Source organism: Methylocella sp., assembly GCF_041905455.1.
Lineage (GTDB): Bacteria > Pseudomonadota > Alphaproteobacteria > Rhizobiales > Beijerinckiaceae > Methylocapsa.
Map to the genome: position 1 here is coordinate 59,433 of NZ_JAYRLA010000005.1, position 19,452 is coordinate 78,884.

Genomic DNA, 19,452 nt, shown 5'->3' on the forward strand with positions numbered 1-19,452 from the left:
TTCACCGCCTAGCGGGAATAGGCGAGCGAGGCGACATAGAGCCGGCCACGCGCGGGCGTCCCTGCGCCGTCACTCGTCAGCGGGATCGCTACGTCGTTCGGGCTGTCGCGCATGTCTTCCACGGCGGCATCGACATGCAGCGTATAGCCCGCGTCGAATAGCGCATCGGCCAAGTCGAGCGAGATTTCCAGCGTGCGCCCAGCACCAACGCTGGCGCCGGTGATGCCATCAATCCCGGAGGGATTACCGCCCGTCGCACGATACCAAGCCGACAGGTGCCCGTAATATTTCGACTTGCCCCCGGCGACCCAGACCGTACCTGCGTACTTCCCCTGTGGATCGATGACATAGAAGGCGAGATAGGCCCCGTCTCCGCCATACCGGTTCAATGTGGTCGTCACCGTGATGGGACGGGCCATCGCGAGGCCAGGAAGGGTCAGCGCCGTCGTCAGCGCCAGTGCCGCAAAAATGGATTTCATGCCGATCTGCCTTTTCCAGAGAAGCGGATCGCGGATAACCAATTGGTTCGAGATCCGACGCCCCACTCTGGCAAGGCCACCTGAGCATCACCTGACAGCAAAAATATTTTTGCTTCAGTGTTTCGTCAGGAAGCGATGAAATACCAAACGCCTAGAAAGAACAAAACCGCAGATCGGTGGTCAGGTCAGCGGTCGTGTTCCTAGCGAACGCCATGCTCGGTGTTTGTCGCGGACGCGAAATCTGAAGTTGCGCTGGTATTGGTCTAGTCGTGGGCAAGCGGAATAAGGCCAAGTGCCGTTTCCTCAAGTGCCGGAGTTCCATCCGAGAAGGCGTCCGTAATCCTGATCAAGCCAAAGGGGACGGTCCTGGCTTGCCAGTGGAATTCGCATTGGCTTAGCCGGATTGTTTGCCTGGCGGAGAACGGCCGGAATGCCTGATGGGCTCCGAACCGCATCGAGCCCGTTTGCGTCAGCCGAACCGTTTCGTCCACAAACTCTTCTCGAGCGCCCAGGCGCTTGGCAATATCCCCGACACCGTAGGCAATGGCGGCGGGGACCCTGGCAGCTTGTTTATCGCAGGCTTCAATCGGAAACACTCAACGCAGGGACATGCGCCGCAGCGTGCCATCGCGCAGGACGAACTGGTGCCAGATGGCCATCAGGGCGTGCAGTCCGGCGAGGATGAGGATGATGGTTCCGGCATTCTCATGCAATTCGGCGATCAGGCCGGGTCGCCCCTGAACGGGCTCGGTGAGCGCAGGAAGCTGCAAGCCGAAGAACGATACTGAGACACCCATGCGTGAAGCCGTGTACCAGCCAGTGATCGGCAGCGCGATCAAGAACAGGTAGAGCACCGCGTGCCCGGCCTTCGCGGCAGCCGCGAGCCAACCTTGCGTATCGGCTTCGGGCGTGCGGCCGGCCACCCGCAGAACTAGCCGGGGCAACATCAGGGCGAGCACCGCAAGCCCGAGCGAAAAGTGCAGCAGGGGCGGGTTCTCGGCGACCTTGCGACCGCCCTCGGCCGTGAACCAGGCGCCGAGCACCAGAAGGGCGGTTAGCCAGTGGATAACGATCATGCTCGCCGAATAGCGATGCGACTTGTCGGGCATATTGAGGTCTCCTTGAGATGCGCCGGAGCGAAAGTGCGGCGGCTTATTTCACGACAGCCTTTGGCCGCGTATTCGTCCCGAGCAGGCCGTTCGCAGATGCCCCGTCGGCAGCTTCCCGCCCGATGTTCTGCGTCCGTTGGCGTTCGGCTCCGTGATGGTCGTCATCCCGATCCTTGTAGCGGAGCTTAACGATTTCGAGCGTCGCAGGGTCGATCTTGGCTTTGAAGGGGCGACCTCCTTCATCGGTTCCGCGGATTTCGTAGCAGCCGTCGTCGATCTTGATCCGGGTGACGGTCCAGCCCCGCCCAGCCGCCATCGTCTGCACCGCCTCGCGCGGCTGCCACTGCTCCATCGGAACATGGCAATCGTCGTCCGCCCTTGCGGTCCCTAACCCGGCGAACGTCAGAACGAGGATTGCCGCCGCCATCTGCTTCATCATCTGATTGTTCCCGATCAACGCGATATAGTCACAACCATGGCAGGTTATCCTGACGAATCGCTGAAGCAGCGACTGATACCCCTTCAGCAAACCGACAGGTTCAAACCGTAGAAAAGCAGCAGAAGGGGGAACCGATCCCAGGATGAGAGTCTTGCTCGTTGAAGACGATGCGATCCTCGGCAAGGCCGTTCGCGATCACATCGCCGCCAGCCATTCCGTCGATTGGGTGAACCGGCTCGACGCCGCGCGCGAGCATCTCGATAGCGCGGCCTACGACCTCATCCTGCTGGACCTGATGCTTCCCGACGGGCTGGGTGTCGGCTTCCTGCGAAAACTGCGTGCCGCAGGAAGTGTGACGCCGGTCATCATCCTGACGGCGCTGGACCAGATTTCCGACCGCATCGAGGGCCTCGACGCCGGCGCGGACGACTACATGATCAAGCCCTTCGATCTTTCGGAGCTGTCGTCGCGTTTGAACGCGGTCGCGCGGCGCTACAGCGGCAATCCCAATCCCCTCATCGAGATCGGCGACCTGTGCGTCGATCTTGCCGCCAAAACCGTGAAGCGCGGCGGACGCTCCGTCGAACTGACCGGACGGGAATGGGCGCTGTTCGAGACCTTCCTGCAACGGCCGGGCGTCGCGCTGACCAAGGCCCAGCTCGAGGACCGGCTCTATGCGTTCGGTGCCGAAGTGGAGAGCAACACGATCGAGGTCCATGTCAGTCGGCTGCGCAAAAAGCTGGGGCATGCTGTCATCGATACGGTTCGCGGCATCGGTTATCGTCTCGGAAGCGCGCGATGAAACGCCCGAAAAGCCTGCAATGGCGGCTTTCGCTATGGCTCGGCCTCGGCATGACGGTGCTTTGGGCAGTCGCCGCCGTGGTTACGGTTTACAGGCTGCACAACGAGATGAACGAAGTCTTCGACAGCGCGCTGGAGGAGACTGCGCAACGGATTCTGCCGCTTGCGGCGCTCGAAATCCTCGGGCGCGATACCGACGATTCGGAGCAGCGCGTGGCGACGCTGCGTCAGCATGACGAATACTTCACCTATGTCGTACGTGACGAAGCGGGCAAGGTTCTACTCAGCTCGCACAATGCGGATCTGGCGGTTTTTCCGCCATTCTCGGGAATGGGCTTCACCGATACGCAAACCCATCGGCTCTATTCCGACGCCGCGCTGCAAGGCAGCCTGACGATCACCGTCGCCGAACCGCTTTCGCATCGGCGAATGGCGGCAGAACACGCCTCACTGGATCTCGCCCTGCCACTCGGCATTATCGTTCCCCTCAGCCTCCTCGGTGTCTGGCTCATCGTTCGGCTGTCGATGACTCCCGTCCGAGCTTTCCGATCACAGATCGAGGCGCGCGGCGGCGGCGATCTTGCTCCGGTCAAAGCCGACAACCTGCCTTCCGAGGTGGAACCAGTCGCTCATTCGGTGAACCGGCTTCTTGAACGCCTGAAACGGACATTGCAGGCGGAGCGCACGCTGGCGGCGAAATCCGCCCATGAACTACGAACGCCGGTCGCGGCTGCACTGGCACAAGCGCAAAGGATGATCATCGAGGCTACCGATGACACGACCCGCGAACACGCGCGCGACATGGAAACTGCCCTGCGGCGTCTTTCCCGGCTGACCGAAAAGCTGATGCAGCTTGCAAGGGCCGAGGGCGGCCGCCTGCTGGCGGAGAAGCCTGTCGACATCGCAGTCATCCTGCGCATGGTCGTCAGCGAGTTCGGCGAACACACCCCTGGCGCCGGTCGGGTCGAGCTGATGCTTCCCGACAATCCGGTATCCGCCAATATCGATCCGGACGCCTTCGCCGTTCTGGCGCGCAACCTCATTGAAAACGCCCTGAAGCATGGCGACCCGAAGGAGCCTATCAGCGTCGCGCTATCGGCTGAGGGCACCCTGCAAGTCACGAATGCCGGTCCGGCCGTGCCGGCGGAGACGCTTGCCCGACTGTCCGAGCCTTTCGAGCGGGGCCAGTCAGATGCGGACGGCGCGGGTCTCGGCTTGGCCATCGCCAAAACGATCGCCGCTGGCACGGGCGGCAGGCTTGATCTGATCTCGCCGATAGAGGGGCGGCGGGACGGTTTCGCGGCCGTATTTTTCTCCGGCAAGCAATAGCGCAACCAGCAGCCTGCTCCCGTTAGCCCAGATACGGCGAAGGCACGCACGCCTCGGAATGAATGCCTTTGCCGACCGTCCGGACGCGTCTCGACTACGCGTGGCCCTATTTCTCCTTCCGTGGCGCACCCCCATCGTCACCGAAGCGTTTGACCTTTCCATCAACAACCTCCAGTGTCGCCGGGTCGACTTTGACCTTGAGGATGTTGCCGCTGGCATCGGTCACCCGAAGCTCGTAACAGCCGTCGTCGATCTTCATCCTGTCAATGGTCCATTCGAAGTCGCTTGCAAGCTTCGCCAGCGCTTCGAACGATTGCCTCTTTTCGGGCGATACATCGCACGCCTCGCCAGCAAGGGCGGCGCCAGCCGGCAGCATCACCAGCAATGCAAGCATCGTGAAAGACTTTTTCATGGTTCCAACTCCTCAGTTGCCCTCATCTACGCGTGCAATCATGCAACGCCTTGCTGATGGGCTCCTGAAGAACGATGATAATTCCTGTCAGCTTCCAGTCAGCGAGGCCGCGTGGCAGTCGATACCGACAATGGGCTCAGCCCACCAAGTGACCTGAAGGATGGCTTTGGGGATAATCCTCTGTCGACGGGTAATGCAACACCGGCGATGCGGCGGAAACGCGGGCACCTCGAACCTCGACAAGAACTGGGCCGGCCTTTCGGGCATCATTGTAAATCGCTGTTCGTTGCCCGATAGATACACTGGTTCCTTTCGAAGCGTCATGGGCTCCCGAATGGTACCACCAGATGAAATCGGTCTTTCGCGGGAGTGTGCCAGCAAATCATGGACGGGGACGCCCTTCTCAGCCGCCTGGCGGTTTCGCTATCGATCGGCTTGCTGATCGGTCTCGAGCGCGGCTGGCGCACCAGAAATGAGGAAGACCATCAACGCGCGGCGGGATTGCGCACCTTCGCGCTTTCGGGGCTGATCGGCGGCGTCGCCGGCGCGCTGGCGCAGCAATTCGACTCAGCCGCCATCATCGGCTTGGCTTTCCTGGGGTTCGCAGGGGCTTTCGCCGCGTTTCACTGGCTGGAGGCGCAGGCCGAGCGGAACTACAGCGCGACCTCCGTGATCGCCGGCATGTCGACCTTCCTGCTTGGCGTCCTCGCCGTCGTGGGCGATGTGGCAGCCGCCGTCGCCGGCGCCGTCGCGACGGCCGTGCTGCTGGCGCTGCGCGATCAGTTGCACCGTTGGGTCGCATCGTTGAGCTGGAGCGAAATCCGCTCGGGCTTGACGCTTCTGGCGATGACGTTTCTGCTGTTGCCGGTCCTGCCAAATCGGCCGATCGATCCGTGGAACGCGATCAATCCGTATGAAATCTGGCTGCTTACGATCCTGATCGCGGCCGTGTCCTTTGCCGGATACGTCGCCGTTCGCGTATTCGGGGACCGGCTGGGCGTGCTCACGGCGGCGGTCGCAGGGGGGCTCGCATCTTCAACGGCCACGACCGCGACACTGGCGGCCCTGGCCCGGCGCCGCAGCGAAGCCGCCGCTCTGCTTTCTGGCGGAGTGCTCCTTGCAGGGGTGGTCATGATCGCGCGCGTTGCGATCATCGCGACCGCACTCAGTCCGTCCCTGCTGCCGCACCTCCAATGGCCGCTCCTCATTGGCGGCGGCGTCCTTGTTCTCGGGGCCGGGCTTCTGCTTCTCCAAGACAGCGGCGCCACGGAACAGCCGGAACTGAAGATCACCAATCCGCTCGAACTGGCGCCGGCCATCAAGATGGGCGCGCTCATCACCGCCGTCATGTTGATCTCGCAATTGCTTCAACAATCGTTCGGAAACGCGGGCATCTTCGCGACGGCCGCGATCTCGGGGATGGCAGATGTCGATGCGATCTCGATCTCCATGGCGCGAATGTCGCTACAGACGATCGAGCCGAAGCTTGCGGCCCAGGCCATCCTGATCGCGGTCGGTGTGAATTCGCTCGCCAAGGCCGTCCTGGCCGCATGGCTCGGCGGCTACAGACTCGGGGTTCGCGTGGGAGCCGTCAGCGCGCTCGGGGTTGCCGCGGGCATGGCAGCGTCGCTGAAACTCGCTTGATTTCCCGGGCTGTCGGGCCGCAGTTTCCCATAGGATGCCCTAGACTGCTCTTTCGTCCACCACTTTTGGAACAGACGCCGAAACGTTTCGTTCCTCCGGTGTGCGGCGCGTAGGCGTTGCCTCGTCCGCGTTCCGCCGGATACGGTCCGAGAGCAGGCGCAAGCCGTTCAGGACGACCAGCACGGTCCCGCCTTCATGCCCGACCACCGCCAGCGGCAGCGGCAGATCGAAGAACAGCCCGCCTGTGACGAGCACCAGCATGGCGCCGATCGCGACGGTGAGGTTCTGCCGGATGACAGAGGCGGTGCGCCGCGCCAACCGGTGCGCATCTGCCAGTTTCTTCATGTCTTCCGACAGCAGGGCCACATCGGCCGCCTGAAGGGCGACATCCGAACCGGCCGCACCCATGGCGATGCCGACATCGGCGCGGGCAAGGGCCGCCGCATCGTTCACGCCGTCGCCCACGAAGGCGACCCTGCCGCGTTCCGCCAGCTCACCGATTTGGCGCACCTTGTCCTGCGGCAGCATTTCGGCGTGGATCTCGTCCGGGCCGAGGCCAAGTTCCTCACCGATGCGCAGGGCCACCGGGCGACGGTCGCCGGTCATCATGAAGATGCGGCGCACGCCGCCGGCGCGCAGGGCCGCAAGCGCCGGGGCGGAACTCGCCCTCGCCTCGTCCGCGACGCTGACGGCGCCCAGAATGGTCGATCCTCGCCCGAGATAGACGACGGTTTGCGCGTTCTCCTCCAGCTCGCGGAATTCGGCGCGATCAGTGGACGCATCCATTTCCCTGGCGAGATAAGAGTTTCCAGCCCAGACCGGGCCAGTCTCATCCCGCCCGACGATTCCGGCACTGGGACGGGAACTGACATCCATGACTTGCGCCGGTTCGATCCCGTGTATGACCGCCTCACGGCGGATCGCTGCGGCGATATGATGCTCGGAATGCGCTTCCAGCCCCGCCAGCAGGGACAGGAAGCGCCGATCCTCACCGTCCAGCGTAATGATCCGCGTCACCTGCGCACGGCCGTTGGTCAGCGTGCCTGTCTTGTCGAAGGCGAAGGTATCGACGGCCGCCAGCATTTCGAGCGCGCCGCCGCCCTTGAACAGAACGCCGCCCCGCGCCGCCGCCGAGAGCGCCGACAGGATCGCCGCCGGCACCGATATGACGATCGCACAGGGGCTGGCCGCGACCAGCAGCGTCGCGGCCTTGTAGAGCGCCTGCTCCCAATCGCGGCCGAGCCAGTAAAAGACGGCGAAGGCGAGAACCGCGCCGATGAGGACCGCGACGGTATAACGCTGGCCAAACCAGGCGCTGAACCGTTCGGACGGCGCTTTCGCCTCCTGGGCCTCGGTGACCAGGCGGATCATGCGCGCGATCGTACTGTCGCCGACCGTTCTCGCTATCGTCACTTCCAGGATGCCGTCGAGATTGACGGTGGCTTCGAACACCTGCTGGCCCGGCTCCTTGGAGACGGGCATGGATTCGCCGGTGATGTTGGCCTCGTCGATGCCACCGCGCCCTTGCAGGATGACGCCGTCGGCAGGCACCCGGGCGCCCGGCCGCAGGATCACCACGTCGCCGACGGCAAGCTCCGCGGCGGGAACCTCCGTGACCGCACCGTCGGCGGCGTTCTTGCGGAACGCCGTCTCGGGGCGCAGCGCCATCAGGGCTTCGACCGCGCGGCGCGCGCGCCCGAGCGCCTGGTGTTCGAGCGTCGTCGACACGCTGAACAGCGTCAGCAGCACGGCACCTTCGAACGGCGCGCCGACGATCGCTGCGGCGATCGCGGCGACCACCATCAGGAGGTCGATGTCGAGGATATGCTGCCGCCACAGCGCTGACAGGGCCGTCCACGCGGCGGGAAGCCCGCCGGCGGCATAGACGAGCGCCAGTCCCGGCCACCGCAGGACACCAAGTGCCTCGGCTGGCGGCCAGGTCCCGACCGTCGCCAGGATCATGCCCAGCACTGTCAGGAGCGACATCAGCATCGGGATATCGAACGACAGGCGTCTCATAATCAGACCGCCCGGCCGATAAGGGCGCCGATGGCCGCTGTCGACGCCATGGCCACCGCGCCCCAGAAGACGACCCGAACAGTCGGTTTCCAGATGCCGGCGCCGCCCGCGCTCGCACCAACCGCCCCGAGCGCGGCAAGCCCGACGAGACAGGCGATGGACACTGCCCATACGACCGCTCCCGCCGGCGCGAGCAGCGCCACGACCAGCGGCAGCGCCGCGCCCACGGAAAAGGTCGCCGCGGATGTGAAGGCCGCCTGGACGGGCCGCGCCATCACATGGCTCGACAGTCCGAGTTCGTCGCGCGCATGCGCCTCGAATGCGTCCTTCGCCATCATTTGCTTAGCCACCTCAAGGGCGAGATCCGGCGCGACGCCGCGCTGCTCGTAGATCGCAGCGAGTTCGGCTAGTTCCGCCTCCGGCTGCGTGGCGAGTTCGCGGCGCTCGCGCGCCATGTCGGCTTCTTCCGTGTCGGCCTGTGAGCTGACCGAGACATATTCGCCGGCCGCCATTGACATGGCTCCGGCCACCAGCCCGGCAACGCCCGCCACAAGGACCTCGTGAGGGCCGGCGGTCGCCGCCGCCACGCCGACGATAAGGCTCGACGTCGAGATCAACCCGTCATTGGCCCCAAGCACCGCCGCCCGAAGCCAACCGATACGTTCGATAAGATGATTCTCTTTGTGTAAAGTGCGCATAGAATTTGTTCCAGTGTGCGATCGGTCGGCCCCGAGGCACCGCCCATTCTACGGACGCTCGTGAAAGCGTCGCCGATCGATTGTTCGACGTTCATATTAGAATTATTCTAAATATTTGACATGGGCATTGAGATTGGTCAATAAGTTATAATTATTCTAATCTGGGAGACATCATCCATAGAGCGTGCTGGCGTTCAAAACGCCCGATCGTCATATCGACGGGCGCCAATCCCGGAAGATCTGGCACGCCGAGGCCGTTATAGGGGGGAGCCACCTGCCGGCTGCGGTCACCGCGAGGCCGAGAACAGTGATGACTGAGCGGACCCGCGACGGGTCGATCGGCAAAACGCGTCATTTCAGGTTCCTGGCTGGCACGGTCACGGCCTCGGCCGCCGGCGCTGGCTGGGCAGGGGAATCGTCAGGCGGCTTTTTTGCACCGTAACGCGAGGATTGCGATGGCAATCCAGATGCCGGTGCGCAAGATCATCGCGCCCATGGTGCGTATCTCCCATGCGCCGCCGGAGCCGACATGCCACAGGAAGGCGGCGAAGACGGCCGCCGTCGCCGCGGCGATGCCGAGCGACAGCATCGGCGCCCAGTTCGTGCCGCGCCACAGGCCGATCCCGGTGAGGACATAGGCAAATCCCGCTACGAAGTTGAACCACAGCACGAAGGGCACCACAGCGCCCATGTCGACGCCGCCGAACAGCGCCCTGGCGCCCGAAACGATGGTCAGCAGGCCGAAGATCACCGCGACGGCGGCGGCGATGGTAAGGGCGCGGGATCGTCTTGCGGGCATGGAGCGGCTCCGGGTCAGGCGTCGGCGAGGCGGCCGTCGCGCAGGTGGATCAGGCGGTCGAAACGGTCGAAGATCTTTTCGTCGTGGGTGACGGTGACGATGCAGGCTTCCTGCTCGACGGCGAGCTTGCGCATCAGGTCCATCACCAGCCCGGCCCGCGCGCCGTCGAGCGCGGCGGTGGGCTCGTCGGCGAGGATGATGCGGGGACGGTTGGCGAGCGCGCGAGCGATCGCTACGCGCTGCGCCTCGCCGCCGGAAAGGAGTGCAGGTTTAACCTTTGCGCGGTGGCCGACTTCCAGATAGTCCAGCAATTCGCGCGCCCGCACCCGGCCTTCCTCAGCGTGAAGGCCGGCAAGGTCGAGCACGACCGCGACGTTCTCCTCGGCAGTCAGGAACGGCAGCAGGTTGTGCGCCTGGAAGATGAAGCCGATCTTGTCGAGCCTGAGACGTCTCAAGTCGCGGCGCAGCCATCTGCCATCGAACACTGGCTCGCCGTCGAGCACCACCCGTCCCGCCGAGGGGGCGAGGATGCAGCCGATGATGTTGAGCAGCGTCGTCTTGCCCGAGCCCGAAGGTCCGAGCAGCGCGATCACCTCGCCGGCGCGCACGGCAAGATCGACCGCGCGTAAGGCGTCGACGCGGGTCTCGCCCTCGCCGAAATGCTTGGCCACGTTCGAGACTTCTATGAGGATGTCGCCGAGCGCCATGTCGGTCAGCTCCCGAGCGCTGTGGCCGGGTCGACCTTCATCGCCGCCCGCACGCCGAGCGCCGAGGACAGCAGGCAGACGGCGGCGATGATGCCGGCAAGGACCATGACGTTGAACGGCTCCAGCACCACGCGGCGGGGAAAGTAGTCCTTCACGCTAAGGATCAGCATCAGGCCGATCGCCCAGCCCGAGGCGCCGAGGATCAACGCCTGCTGCACGATCAGCGCGACGATGGTGCGGTCGGGGGCGCCGATCAACTTCAGCGTGGCGATCTGCTTCAGCTTCTCCATCGTCATCGTGTAGATGATGAGCGCGATCACCACGGCGCTGACGGAGAGTAGGATGCCGAGGAACAGCCCGATCTGGCGGCGCGCCTTGTCCACCACGGAAACGAGCAGCAATTCCTCCTGTTCGGCCTGGGTCATGGCGGCGAGGTGCTTCCACTGGCGCACTGTGGCGGTCAATAGATCGACATCGGCGCCGGGCGCCATGCGGGCGATGACGGCCGCCACCGATGCGGACTTGACGGAAACCGCCCCGCGCGCCGCCTGCACCCGCTGGGCGGCCGGGTCGAGTTCGGTCTGGAGCGCCATCGCGTCGGCGAGCGTCACGTAGACCGCCGGGTCACCGCCGGAATTCATCGCGCCCTCGACAAGCCCGACGACGGTGAAGCGCTTACGCCCGAACCGGATCGTCTCGCCGGGTAGAAGGCCGGTCTTGCGGTCGGCGACCAGCTCGAAATGGCTGGCGCCGATGCCGCGCCCCTCGGCGATCGCTTGCGGCCCACCGGGCCGACCGGGCTCGTAGCCGACGACGTAGATCCTGAGCGTACGCCCGGCATGGAAAGCCTCGACGTTCTGGTAGTTGACCGCGCCGGCTTCGGCGACACCGGGCATCCTCGCCACCGCATCGCGCGTATCGGCAGGGATGCTGGACGCTTCCGCAAACGGACCCTTGGTTCCAGCCTCGACCACCCAGACATCGGCCACCGGCGCCTTCACCACCGCCAGCGCGTCCGAAACGAGGCCGTTGTAGATGCCGATCATCGCCAGCACGACCGTCATCAGCAGCCCCAGCCCGAAGCAGGTCAAGACGAAGCGAAACAGACCGTGGCGGATGTCCTTGAGCGCAAGGTTCATGGCGCATCCTCGGGGCGGGCACGTCTGCCCCCAGCCACACCCTTCGGCGGTCTGGCGACGATCGCCGCCCCTTCGGGCAGGCCGCCCGCAACTTCGACGCGGCCGCGATCGTCGCGGGCACCGAAGGTCAAGTGCGCTCGCGCGAGACGGCCGTTCTGCACCGTCCACACCGTGCCGCGATGGCCGTCGAAACCGGTGATCGCCACCTCGGGAACCATCAGCGCGCTTTCCCGGCTGCCGGTGGTGATACGCACCTCGGCCTGCTCGCCGAGAAACATCTCGGCGGGACAGTCAGCGCAGGCCAGCCAGACGCGGCGTTCCTCGTTCACTCGGTCACTTTCGATACCGATGCGGACGATTGTGCCGTGGAACTCGGCCGACGGCTGCGACCGCAGCCGGATTGTACCTTGCTGGCCAGGGACAAGCTGGCCGGCGCGCTCTTCGTCGACATAGGCTTGGATCCAGACGGTGGCTGGGTCGATCAGCGTGAAGATCGGATCGCCCGCCTTCACCACCGTGCCCGGCTCCGCGTGGCGAGCGACGACCAGCGCATCGTAGGGTGCGACCAGCCGGTGATGGGCGAGAATGGCTTCCTCCTGTCGCAGGGCTGCCGCCGCGTCCAGGCCCTGCGCCCGGATCACTGCCAGATCGGCCTCCGCTACCGCCAGATCGGCTCGCGCCACGTCCTCATCGCGTTGGGCTTCCTCGGCGCGCTGGGCCGAGGCGACTTCGCGCTGCACCAGCCCCTGCTGACGACGGTTCGCCGTCTCGCGCTCGGCGAGCACCGCGCGGGCGCGCACGACTGCGGCATTGGCCTTGGCGAGATTGGCCTTGTTGGTCGCCACTGTCGCATGGGCGCGCGCCACCCGCGCCTCCTGCTCGGCGGAGTGAAGGATGGCCAGTTCCTGTCCCCGGATCACGCTGTCCCCGGCATCGGCGGCAAGAGAGGTCAGCGCGGCACCCACCTCGAAGCCGATACGGCTGAGAACCCGCGCCTCGACGGTGCCGAGTCCGTAAATGCGAAGGGCGACATCGCGTTCAGGTTGAACGACCGTCACCACCAGCGGCCGTTCGGTGAAGAACAGAAAGCCTGCTCCGACAGCCAAGGCCAGAAGAATGCCCGAAAGCCCGATTCGTCGCATCGCCTATTCTCCCCTTGCAGCCAGAAGGCGGCATTGCACGTCGAACAGCCGCAATCCCTCTTCGCGCAGGTCGAACTCGCGCTCACCGAGCGCCCAGCGGATCGCCACCCCCTGCACGAGCGACGTCAGCAGCACCGCCACATCGTCCGGCATGACATCGCCTCGCATAGCCCTTGCTTCCTGTCCCGCACTGACCTCGCGCGCGAGCAGGCGGTGAAAAGCCTTGAGCGTGCTGTTGAACGTGGCGCGCAGCTCCGCATTGGTGACATTCAGCTCGCGCGAGAACAGCAGCATGGGAAGTGCGGGGGTGGTAGCGATCTGCGCGAACTGCGCGGCAATCAAAGCACGCAACCTGGCGATAGGCTCATCGCATCGGCTCAATGCGTCGTCCCACGCCTCCTCCAGACCTTCGGCCACATGCTCGGCCACAGTCTGCCAAAGCGTGTCCTTGGTCGGGAAATGCCTGAACAGCGCCGCCTGGGTGATGCCGATCGACGACGCCACCGCTCCGGTCGTCACACGGTCCGGCCCGATGCTGTCAGCCAATCCCAGGAGGGCGGCGACGATCTCGGCCTTGCGAAGCTCCGCCCGCTTGCGCATAGATTTCCCTATTGTTAGTTATCAGACACTAACTAATATGATAGACCCTTACGCTATGTCAATCGCAAGCGACCATGGATGAATCACTAGCCAAGAGGTCCATATTCGCTGCTCGCTATGACGTAGATGGCGAAGGAAACAGCGAGGTATGTGGCAAGGTCATCCGCCTTGTGCTGTCGGCGAGCACTCCTTCGCCATCGAGACAAGCATGGTCCGGACCTACACCGCAGCCGGTTTTGTCCAACGCAATATGTTGATTGGAACGCACGACGTCCTCGATCCAGCGTATTTTTCGCCGCTTCTGTTCAACAAGCCGGACGCAGCGGAGAGAGCAGGTTCGGGAAAACTGGACAGGTTGGATAAGTGGAGTTTCTGCCGGAAGGCGGCATGATGGCCGCGATAGGAGAGAGACCATGGCGAAACGACTGCGGCGGAACCACACGCCGGCTTTCAAGGCGAAGGTGGCCCTTGCAGCCGTCAGGGGCGAGAAAACGATCGTCGAGCTGAGGCAGCAGTTCGACGTGCACCCGAACCAGATCAGTATGCGCAATTTTTAACTCAGGATCGCCGAGCCCGGTCGCTCGACCGGCCTATATCTAACCCTGACTATCCGTGCTCCCTACGCGGACCAAATCAGGCTTCCCCGATTTCCCTCAGCGCTGCATGGTCGTTCGCGCAACAGCGTGAGCGACCAATGACAGGCAAGCCCAACGGTGACTTCGGGTGACATTGCACTCAGGGAACTAGCCTCGCGCTCGATGTCCATCAAATGAGCGACACCACGTTGTCGACCGTCGACCGAAGGAGGCTAACATTGGACAACAAATTTCTTACCCCTGAGGAGGTCTCGGAACGCTATCGAGGCGGCGTCTCGGTTGGAACGCTTCGGAACTGGCGGGCGATGAAGATCGGCCCGTCGTTCGTTAAGATTGGCAAAGCCGTCCTCTATCCGATCGACGAGCTTGAAGCGTGGGATGAAAGGAATACAGTGAGTTGCCGTGCATCAAGGCGACTCACTGAACTCACTGGTGATCAGCCGTGATGATCACGATTGGTCATTGGGGACATGCCCCATTCCCCGGCACCAACTTCACCGAATTCCAGAAAAATATCTGCAATATCAATACGATATGGATTTTCGTGGAATGATGCACAACCACCCCTCGGGCGACCCCTCGCCCTCGCATGAGGACATCATGCTGACGCACCAGATCGTGAAGATCGGCAAGCCGCTCAACGTCGCCGTGCACGACCATCTGATCGTCGGCAAGCGCGGGCACGCGAGCCTCAAGGCGATGAAGCTGATCTGAGGCACCCTCGGCAAAAACTGCAAGCGCGTAATTGAACAAACAAAACACGGCGTCGGTTTATTTTTCTTTAATTTTGCATATCGCCGTGCATACTTTTAGGGTAGTATCCCCTTGACGCAAGTACGATGATTTGGCATATTGGGGACGTCAAGAGGACGTCGCTGCCATGCCTTCCAAGCTCACCGTCAAACAGTTCTTCGCCGAGTTCCCCGACGATGAGGCTTGCCTGAACCGCGTCATGGAAGTGCGGTACGGGATGCGCCACGCCTGCGGCAAGTGCGGCGTCGAGGCGACGTTCCACAAGATCACTGGCCGCCGCGCCTTCGCCTGCGCCGCCTGCGGGGATCACGTCTATCCCTGCGCTGGTACGATCTTTCAAGACAGCCGCACGTCGCTTCAGTCTTGGTTCTACGCGATCTATCTCTTTATCGCGACGCGCCATGGCGTCTCCGGCAAGGAACTGGAGCGCACGCTTGGCGTGACCTACAAGACCGCGTGGCGCATGGGCCAGCAAATCCGCCAGCTCATGACGACGGCGGATGGCTTCGCCATGCTCAAGGGCCACGTCGAGCTTGATGAGGCGTATGTCGGCGGTCGCCGCCCCGGCAAGCGCGGTCGCGGCGCGGCGGGCAAGACGATCGTCATGGGCATGGCCGAGCGCGGCGGCAAGATCGCAGCCCAGACCATCCCGAACGTAAAGAAGGAGACGCTTCGCGGCGTCGTGCTTGAGAACGTCGAGCCCGGCTCCATCGTCTCGACGGATGAACTGATCAGCTACGGCTTACTAACCGGCGATGGTTACAAGCATGGCACGGTGAAGCACGGCGAGAAGGAATGGAGCTACTACGACTATCGTCATGACGCTGTTCACAACACGAACCGCGTCGAGAGCTTCTGGAAGCTGTTCAAGAAGTCGATTGCATCGACGCACATTCACATCAGCGCGAAGTACGCCGATCGCTACCTTGGCGAGTTCGCTTTCCGGTCGAATCATCGCGTGATGGAGAATGCGATGTTTGATCTCCTGATTGCGGCGCTTTGATCAGCGCCCCAGTCAAGGCGTCAAATTCTGAGCGATTAATAGGCCCCATTCCGAGCGCTTCCTGCTCGGCAATAAAGTCTTGTAATCGCCCGCTTTTTAGGGCTTCGGCGAGTGTTAACACGCTGGAATCCTTGCGATTCTGACTGGCGCATGATACATAAAGAAGCCGGAGCGGTCACCCGCCCCGGCTCGTTACTTTAACAAGAGCATGTGGCAGGTGGGCGCAATCCACCATACCACGAAGGGACGGCATGCCATCCCGGCGCTCCTTGTCCCCGGCGTCTATTCAGCGCCGGTCTGATCCCCCGGACGAGGGATTTCTACGGCGGCCTTTGATGGCCGCCGTTTTATTTCTCAGCCATCGACAAAAGCTTCTGATAGCCCTCAAACCATTTGGCCTTTAGATCGTCGGTCCATCCAGGGTCGAACTCCGGGAATTTTCCCAGAAGTTGCTCTGAAATGGTCCTCGGGACGCCTACGGGCACCGCAGAAATTTTTGGCGCCGCAGCCATAGGCGGCTCAGGTTTCTTGCCGTTGGATTTCGCCCTTCGCCGAGGTGCCGCAGATCGCACCTTACTGTTTTTGGTCAAGAATGGGCTCAGCTGCACCTGAGCCTCGCGAGCAGCGTTCAAAAAGAACGTGATGCCCTTCCGTAGCGTCTCACCTTCGCATGGGTAGGCCCTCTGAAAAGCTTGGCTGAACTCAGAGGGGCTTGAGGTCGCAAGGGAAAGCTTAAAAAGGTCAGCATAGGCTCCCAGAAGAACCGTCTCGAGCGCAGAGGGATATTGATCGGTCTCATACGCGGCAACCAGCCCCTTCAAAGCATCCGTTGGCGTGCCGTCGTCTTCTATCAGTCCGAGAAACTTTAGCGCGGTTATTAGTTGGGTCTGCGTCGCGCCGGACATGGTCCGCATCAAGTCTTTCCCGATCCGATTTGGGATCACATGCTCCTTGAGAGGGGCGAGAAAGTTCCGCAGAGTCTGGTATGCGATGTACGGAGCCGCAACGCGCTTTGTGCCGTCATCCTCTTGGGCCATCCGACCCTCCTAAATTTGCTCCGAATTTAATACCATACCGCGTACCGCGGCGCAAGTATGGCACTTCAATCGCCGATAAATAGTTTGACGGCATGCCAGAGAACTGACTTCCCTTTGAATATGAGGAGGTTAGCTTAAAATGAAAATGGTGATTGTTCGGCCGGCTTGGGGTACGCCAAAGGCGATGGTGGCCGTGGGCGCGTCAAAAACCACGGTTTATGTCGTCAGCCCCGATTCTACGGGAAGACTGAGTCAGGGGCTAACACAACCCGTTGGCGTGCCAAGGGAAGATGTACTGGAATTTAATGCAAAGGAACTGGATGATATGCAGGCCGGGCGGAAGAAGTGGCCGGGAGGGCCTGTCGCCTAAGTTGCAACACTTGCGTCAAGGGGATAATTCCCTTAATGTCGCGTGGTCGCAACGGGCGACCATCGATCGATATCGCCCGCCCTTCCGCAAACTTTGTTCCGAGATATTTCAGTGCAGACGGAACTCTCCGTCCACGGCGCGGAACTCGGCCGGCCGGATCAGCCGGCTATGGGCGACGCGCACGCTGTGCAGCGGACCGTCGAGCTTGCGCGTCCAGAAATCGAGAAATTTCTTCAGCGTCGGAAATTCGGGGGCGAGGTCGTAGTCCTGCCAGATGTAGCTCTGCAGCAGGCGCTGATGGTCGGGCAGGCGGTAGAGGATCTCCGCCGTGGCGAGCCCGTAGCCGGCCATCTGCCTGAGAAAATCGCTGGACGCGTTCAGCTCGAACTTCTTGGCTCCGGTCATCTGGACGAACCTCCAAATCCGCCGCGCGCGGACGGCGCGCAGGCCCTGCCGCTCAAGTCGCCCTTCGTGCGTTCTCCCTTTGCGCGCCTGACGGCGATCACTCCATTCCGGCGCCGGCCGCGCCCGCTCGACGTGAGGCTTCTTCGACTTCCGACTTCTTCGACGTTCAAGCCCTAAACGCCCAAGTCGCGAGCTTCGCATGCGCTTCGCAAATTTTTTCTTGCAAGGCTTGCGCCGCGCTGGCCCAATCCCGACGCCGCGCCGGCGGCCTTCCAGGAAGCAGGAACATCCACCAGGAACATCCACCAGGAACATCCACATGGCGCAGATCATGGTCGAGGGCGCGGCCCTCAACGTCCGCGTCGAGGGCCCCGACGACGGCGAGGCCGTGATCCTCGCCCACCATCTCGGCGGCTCGCTCGAGGTCTTCGACGCCGTCGCGCCAGCGCTCGCCGAACGGTTCCGCCTCGTGCGCTACGACTGCCGCGGCCACGGCGCCAGCGCGGCTTCGCCCGCGCCCTATTCGATCTTCGGCCTCGCGCGCGACGCGATCGCCCTGCTCGACGCGCTCGGGATCGAGCGCGCGCACTGGATCGGCCTCTCGATGGGCGGCATGACGGGGCTCGCCGCGATGCTGGCCGCGCCGTCCCGCATCGGCCGCGCCGCGCTCGCCAACACGGCGGCCAAGGTCGGCTCGCCCGACCTCTGGAACGGGCGCATCCGCGCCGCGCGGCGCGACGGCCCCGCCAGCCTGTCGGAGGCGACGCAGGCGCGCTGGTTCACGCCGGAGTTTCTCGCCGCCGAGCCCGCCGCCGTCGAAAAGGTGATGGCGAATTTCCGCGCGACCTCGGCGGAAGGCTACGCCGGCGGCTGCGCCGCGCTGCGCGACGCGGATCTGCGCGAGGCGATCGGCGGCGTCTCCCACAAGGTTCTGGTCGTCGCCGGGGCGCGCGACCCCTCCTCGCCGCCCGAGCTCGCGGCCTTCGTCGCCGGCGCGATCGAGGGCGCGGGACTGGCGACGCTCGACACGTCGCACATGTCGGCGGTCGAGGACGCGGAAGGATTCGCCGCCGCCGTCCTGGCCTTCCTCGCCGAGCCGCAGGCGAAGACGCGGATGGCCGCGCCGCCGCGAAAAGTCGCCGCGCGCCGCCCGTCCGGGCGCCCGAAGCTCGCCGTCAGGACGCCCGCAGCCCCGCCCGCCGCGGCCAGGGCCGCGCCGGCCAAGGGAAGCGCCGAGGGCGCGGCGAAAGCTCCGAAGACGCCTGCGCCGGCCAAGACGTCGAAAGCGCCGCAGAAGCCCGCGGCCAGGAAGCCGGACGGGACGGCCGGCGCGAAGCCCCGCGGCGCGGGGCCGAAAGACGGGCCCAAAGGCGGTCCGAAGGGCGGCGGCGGGCGGCCCCGTCCGCCTCAGAGCGAGCGATAGGCGCGATGCACGTAGGCGAGCGCCTCAGTCGCCTCGCCGTAGGCGACGGCCTCGACCGCGCCGATCATGATGAGATGGGTGCCGACCTCCTTCGCCTCGACGAGCCGACAGTCGAAGCTCGCGAGGGCGCCCTCGAGAGCGGGCGCGCCGGTGCTGAGCTTGCCCCAGCCGCCTGCCGAAAAGCGCTCCTCGAGCCGATGGCCGCCCCGGCCGGCGAAGACGTCGGCGAGCGGCTGGTGCTCCGGCCGAAGCTCGTTGACGCAGAAAACGCCGTTCTCGAGCATCCGGTCGGCGGTCGGCGAGCCCTTGTGGATGCAGAAGAGCAGCATCGGCGGATCGGCCGAGATCGAAGCGAAGGAGGTCGCGGTGAGCCCGCCAAGGCCGGCCGGGCCGTCCGTCGCGACGATATGCACAGACGCGGCGACGCGGCTCATCGCCTCGCGGAATTGCGCCGAATCCGGCGTAGACGATATCTTCAAAGCCTTCGCCCTCGCCGCGCCAGCTCCTGCCGCCTTGGCGCCTGCCGCCTCGTCCGTCATCGCGCGCCT

23 protein-coding genes and 2 pseudogenes are annotated in these 19,452 nt (G+C 63.9%); 10 read left to right on the forward strand and 15 right to left on the reverse strand.

Features of this window, described 5'->3' with window-relative positions; all coding sequences use genetic code 11:
- Positions 1 to 8: 8 nt before the first annotated feature.
- The 4 genes from ACE3OG_RS05810 to ACE3OG_RS05825 all read right to left on the reverse strand — a co-directional run bounded on the left by ACE3OG_RS05810 (position 9) and on the right by ACE3OG_RS05825 (position 2,027).
- Positions 9 to 479 carry a DUF2271 domain-containing protein gene (locus tag ACE3OG_RS05810; RefSeq protein WP_260347873.1) on the reverse strand — a complete coding sequence of 157 codons (471 nt, stop codon included), beginning with the start codon at positions 477 to 479 and terminating at the stop codon, positions 9 to 11.
- 263 nt (positions 480 to 742) lie between these two features.
- Positions 743 to 1,075 (reverse strand): DUF6544 family protein, encoded by a 333-nt coding sequence (locus ACE3OG_RS05815; protein ID WP_374306651.1) that lies wholly within the window; start codon positions 1,073 to 1,075, stop codon positions 743 to 745.
- The gene (locus ACE3OG_RS05820; RefSeq protein WP_260347792.1) at positions 1,076 to 1,588 is read right to left on the reverse strand and encodes a cytochrome b; all 513 of its coding nucleotides are present in this window, start codon (positions 1,586 to 1,588) and stop codon (positions 1,076 to 1,078) included. It lies immediately after the preceding gene.
- Positions 1,589 to 1,631: 43 nt separating this feature from the next.
- A complete protein-coding gene (locus ACE3OG_RS05825; protein WP_260347791.1) occupies positions 1,632 to 2,027 on the reverse strand; it encodes a PepSY domain-containing protein in 396 nt (131 codons plus the stop codon).
- 142 nt (positions 2,028 to 2,169) lie between these two features.
- Between ACE3OG_RS05825 and ACE3OG_RS05830 the strand changes: the two genes are divergently transcribed.
- Positions 2,170 to 2,829, forward strand: a complete 660-nt coding sequence (locus tag ACE3OG_RS05830) for a response regulator transcription factor (RefSeq protein ID WP_260347790.1) — start codon at positions 2,170 to 2,172, stop codon at positions 2,827 to 2,829.
- Positions 2,826 to 4,157, forward strand: coding sequence for an ATP-binding protein (locus ACE3OG_RS05835; RefSeq protein WP_260347789.1), 1,332 nt, complete (start codon positions 2,826 to 2,828; stop codon positions 4,155 to 4,157). The genes ACE3OG_RS05830 and ACE3OG_RS05835 overlap by 4 nt, the downstream gene beginning before the upstream one ends.
- A gap of 106 nt (positions 4,158 to 4,263) precedes the next feature.
- Here ACE3OG_RS05835 and ACE3OG_RS05840 read toward each other — a convergent pair whose 3' ends face one another.
- Positions 4,264 to 4,569 carry a PepSY domain-containing protein gene (locus ACE3OG_RS05840; RefSeq protein WP_311734770.1) on the reverse strand — a complete coding sequence of 102 codons (306 nt, stop codon included), beginning with the start codon at positions 4,567 to 4,569 and terminating at the stop codon, positions 4,264 to 4,266.
- Between the two features lie 384 nt (positions 4,570 to 4,953).
- On the opposite strand from ACE3OG_RS05840, the gene ACE3OG_RS05845 reads away from it, so the two are divergent.
- Positions 4,954 to 6,213, forward strand: a complete 1,260-nt coding sequence (locus tag ACE3OG_RS05845) for a DUF4010 domain-containing protein (protein ID WP_260347788.1) — start codon at positions 4,954 to 4,956, stop codon at positions 6,211 to 6,213.
- 39 nt (positions 6,214 to 6,252) lie between these two features.
- On the opposite strand, the gene ACE3OG_RS05850 is transcribed toward ACE3OG_RS05845, so the two are convergent.
- From ACE3OG_RS05850 to ACE3OG_RS05880, 7 genes are all read right to left on the reverse strand, one after another.
- The gene (locus tag ACE3OG_RS05850) at positions 6,253 to 8,232 is read right to left on the reverse strand and encodes a cation-translocating P-type ATPase (RefSeq protein ID WP_260347787.1); all 1,980 of its coding nucleotides are present in this window, start codon (positions 8,230 to 8,232) and stop codon (positions 6,253 to 6,255) included.
- Between the two features lie 2 nt (positions 8,233 to 8,234).
- Entirely contained in the window at positions 8,235 to 8,930 is a 696-nt protein-coding gene (locus tag ACE3OG_RS05855; RefSeq protein WP_254690912.1) for a VIT family protein, read from the reverse strand.
- A gap of 418 nt (positions 8,931 to 9,348) precedes the next feature.
- Positions 9,349 to 9,729 (reverse strand): hypothetical protein, encoded by a 381-nt coding sequence (locus ACE3OG_RS05860; protein ID WP_260347786.1) that lies wholly within the window; start codon positions 9,727 to 9,729, stop codon positions 9,349 to 9,351.
- Positions 9,730 to 9,743: 14 nt separating this feature from the next.
- Positions 9,744 to 10,436, reverse strand: a complete 693-nt coding sequence (locus tag ACE3OG_RS05865) for an ABC transporter ATP-binding protein (RefSeq protein WP_260347785.1) — start codon at positions 10,434 to 10,436, stop codon at positions 9,744 to 9,746.
- 5 nt (positions 10,437 to 10,441) lie between these two features.
- Positions 10,442 to 11,575 (reverse strand): ABC transporter permease, encoded by a 1,134-nt coding sequence (locus ACE3OG_RS05870; RefSeq protein ID WP_260347784.1) that lies wholly within the window; start codon positions 11,573 to 11,575, stop codon positions 10,442 to 10,444.
- Positions 11,572 to 12,717 carry an efflux RND transporter periplasmic adaptor subunit gene (locus tag ACE3OG_RS05875; protein ID WP_260347783.1) on the reverse strand — a complete coding sequence of 382 codons (1,146 nt, stop codon included), beginning with the start codon at positions 12,715 to 12,717 and terminating at the stop codon, positions 11,572 to 11,574. Before ACE3OG_RS05875 ends, ACE3OG_RS05870 begins: the two co-directional genes overlap by 4 nt.
- Positions 12,718 to 12,720: 3 nt before the next feature.
- Positions 12,721 to 13,317, reverse strand: coding sequence for a TetR/AcrR family transcriptional regulator (locus tag ACE3OG_RS05880; protein WP_260347782.1), 597 nt, complete (start codon positions 13,315 to 13,317; stop codon positions 12,721 to 12,723).
- Between the two features lie 148 nt (positions 13,318 to 13,465).
- Between ACE3OG_RS05880 and ACE3OG_RS05885 the strand changes: the two genes are divergently transcribed.
- The 5 genes and pseudogenes from ACE3OG_RS05885 (at position 13,466) to ACE3OG_RS05905 (ending at position 15,669) form a co-directional block, all read left to right on the forward strand.
- Positions 13,466 to 13,708 (forward strand): hypothetical protein, encoded by a 243-nt coding sequence (locus ACE3OG_RS05885; protein WP_374306657.1) that lies wholly within the window; start codon positions 13,466 to 13,468, stop codon positions 13,706 to 13,708.
- Between the two features lie 22 nt (positions 13,709 to 13,730).
- Positions 13,731 to 13,859: pseudogene (locus ACE3OG_RS05890) on the forward strand (transposase); the annotation flags it as partial.
- Between the two features lie 272 nt (positions 13,860 to 14,131).
- The gene (locus ACE3OG_RS05895; RefSeq protein WP_374306659.1) at positions 14,132 to 14,359 is read left to right on the forward strand and encodes a helix-turn-helix transcriptional regulator; all 228 of its coding nucleotides are present in this window, start codon (positions 14,132 to 14,134) and stop codon (positions 14,357 to 14,359) included.
- A 103-nt stretch (positions 14,360 to 14,462) separates the two neighbouring features.
- Positions 14,463 to 14,627, forward strand: a pseudogene (locus ACE3OG_RS05900) (JAB domain-containing protein); the annotation flags it as partial.
- Positions 14,628 to 14,793: 166 nt separating this feature from the next.
- Positions 14,794 to 15,669, forward strand: coding sequence for an IS1595 family transposase (locus ACE3OG_RS05905; RefSeq protein WP_374306661.1), 876 nt, complete (start codon positions 14,794 to 14,796; stop codon positions 15,667 to 15,669).
- Between the two features lie 347 nt (positions 15,670 to 16,016).
- Here the strand turns inward: ACE3OG_RS05905 and ACE3OG_RS05910 are convergent, their stop codons facing one another.
- On the reverse strand, positions 16,017 to 16,706 hold the full coding sequence (locus tag ACE3OG_RS05910; protein WP_374306663.1) for a DUF5343 domain-containing protein: 690 nt from the start codon (positions 16,704 to 16,706) through the stop codon (positions 16,017 to 16,019).
- Between the two features lie 139 nt (positions 16,707 to 16,845).
- Here ACE3OG_RS05910 and ACE3OG_RS05915 point away from each other — a divergent pair, with 139 nt between their 5' ends.
- A complete protein-coding gene (locus ACE3OG_RS05915) occupies positions 16,846 to 17,076 on the forward strand; it encodes a hypothetical protein (protein ID WP_374306665.1) in 231 nt (76 codons plus the stop codon).
- Between the two features lie 108 nt (positions 17,077 to 17,184).
- Here the strand turns inward: ACE3OG_RS05915 and ACE3OG_RS05920 are convergent, their stop codons facing one another.
- Positions 17,185 to 17,481, reverse strand: a complete 297-nt coding sequence (locus tag ACE3OG_RS05920) for an usg protein (RefSeq protein WP_374306667.1) — start codon at positions 17,479 to 17,481, stop codon at positions 17,185 to 17,187.
- A gap of 319 nt (positions 17,482 to 17,800) precedes the next feature.
- Here ACE3OG_RS05920 and ACE3OG_RS05925 point away from each other — a divergent pair, with 319 nt between their 5' ends.
- Positions 17,801 to 18,904, forward strand: a complete 1,104-nt coding sequence (locus ACE3OG_RS05925) for an alpha/beta fold hydrolase (RefSeq protein ID WP_374306669.1) — start codon at positions 17,801 to 17,803, stop codon at positions 18,902 to 18,904.
- Here ACE3OG_RS05925 and ACE3OG_RS05930 read toward each other — a convergent pair.
- Positions 18,889 to 19,383, reverse strand: a complete 495-nt coding sequence (locus tag ACE3OG_RS05930) for a flavin reductase family protein (RefSeq protein WP_374306671.1) — start codon at positions 19,381 to 19,383, stop codon at positions 18,889 to 18,891. The genes ACE3OG_RS05925 and ACE3OG_RS05930 overlap by 16 nt on opposite strands.
- Positions 19,384 to 19,452: the final 69 nt, after the last annotated feature.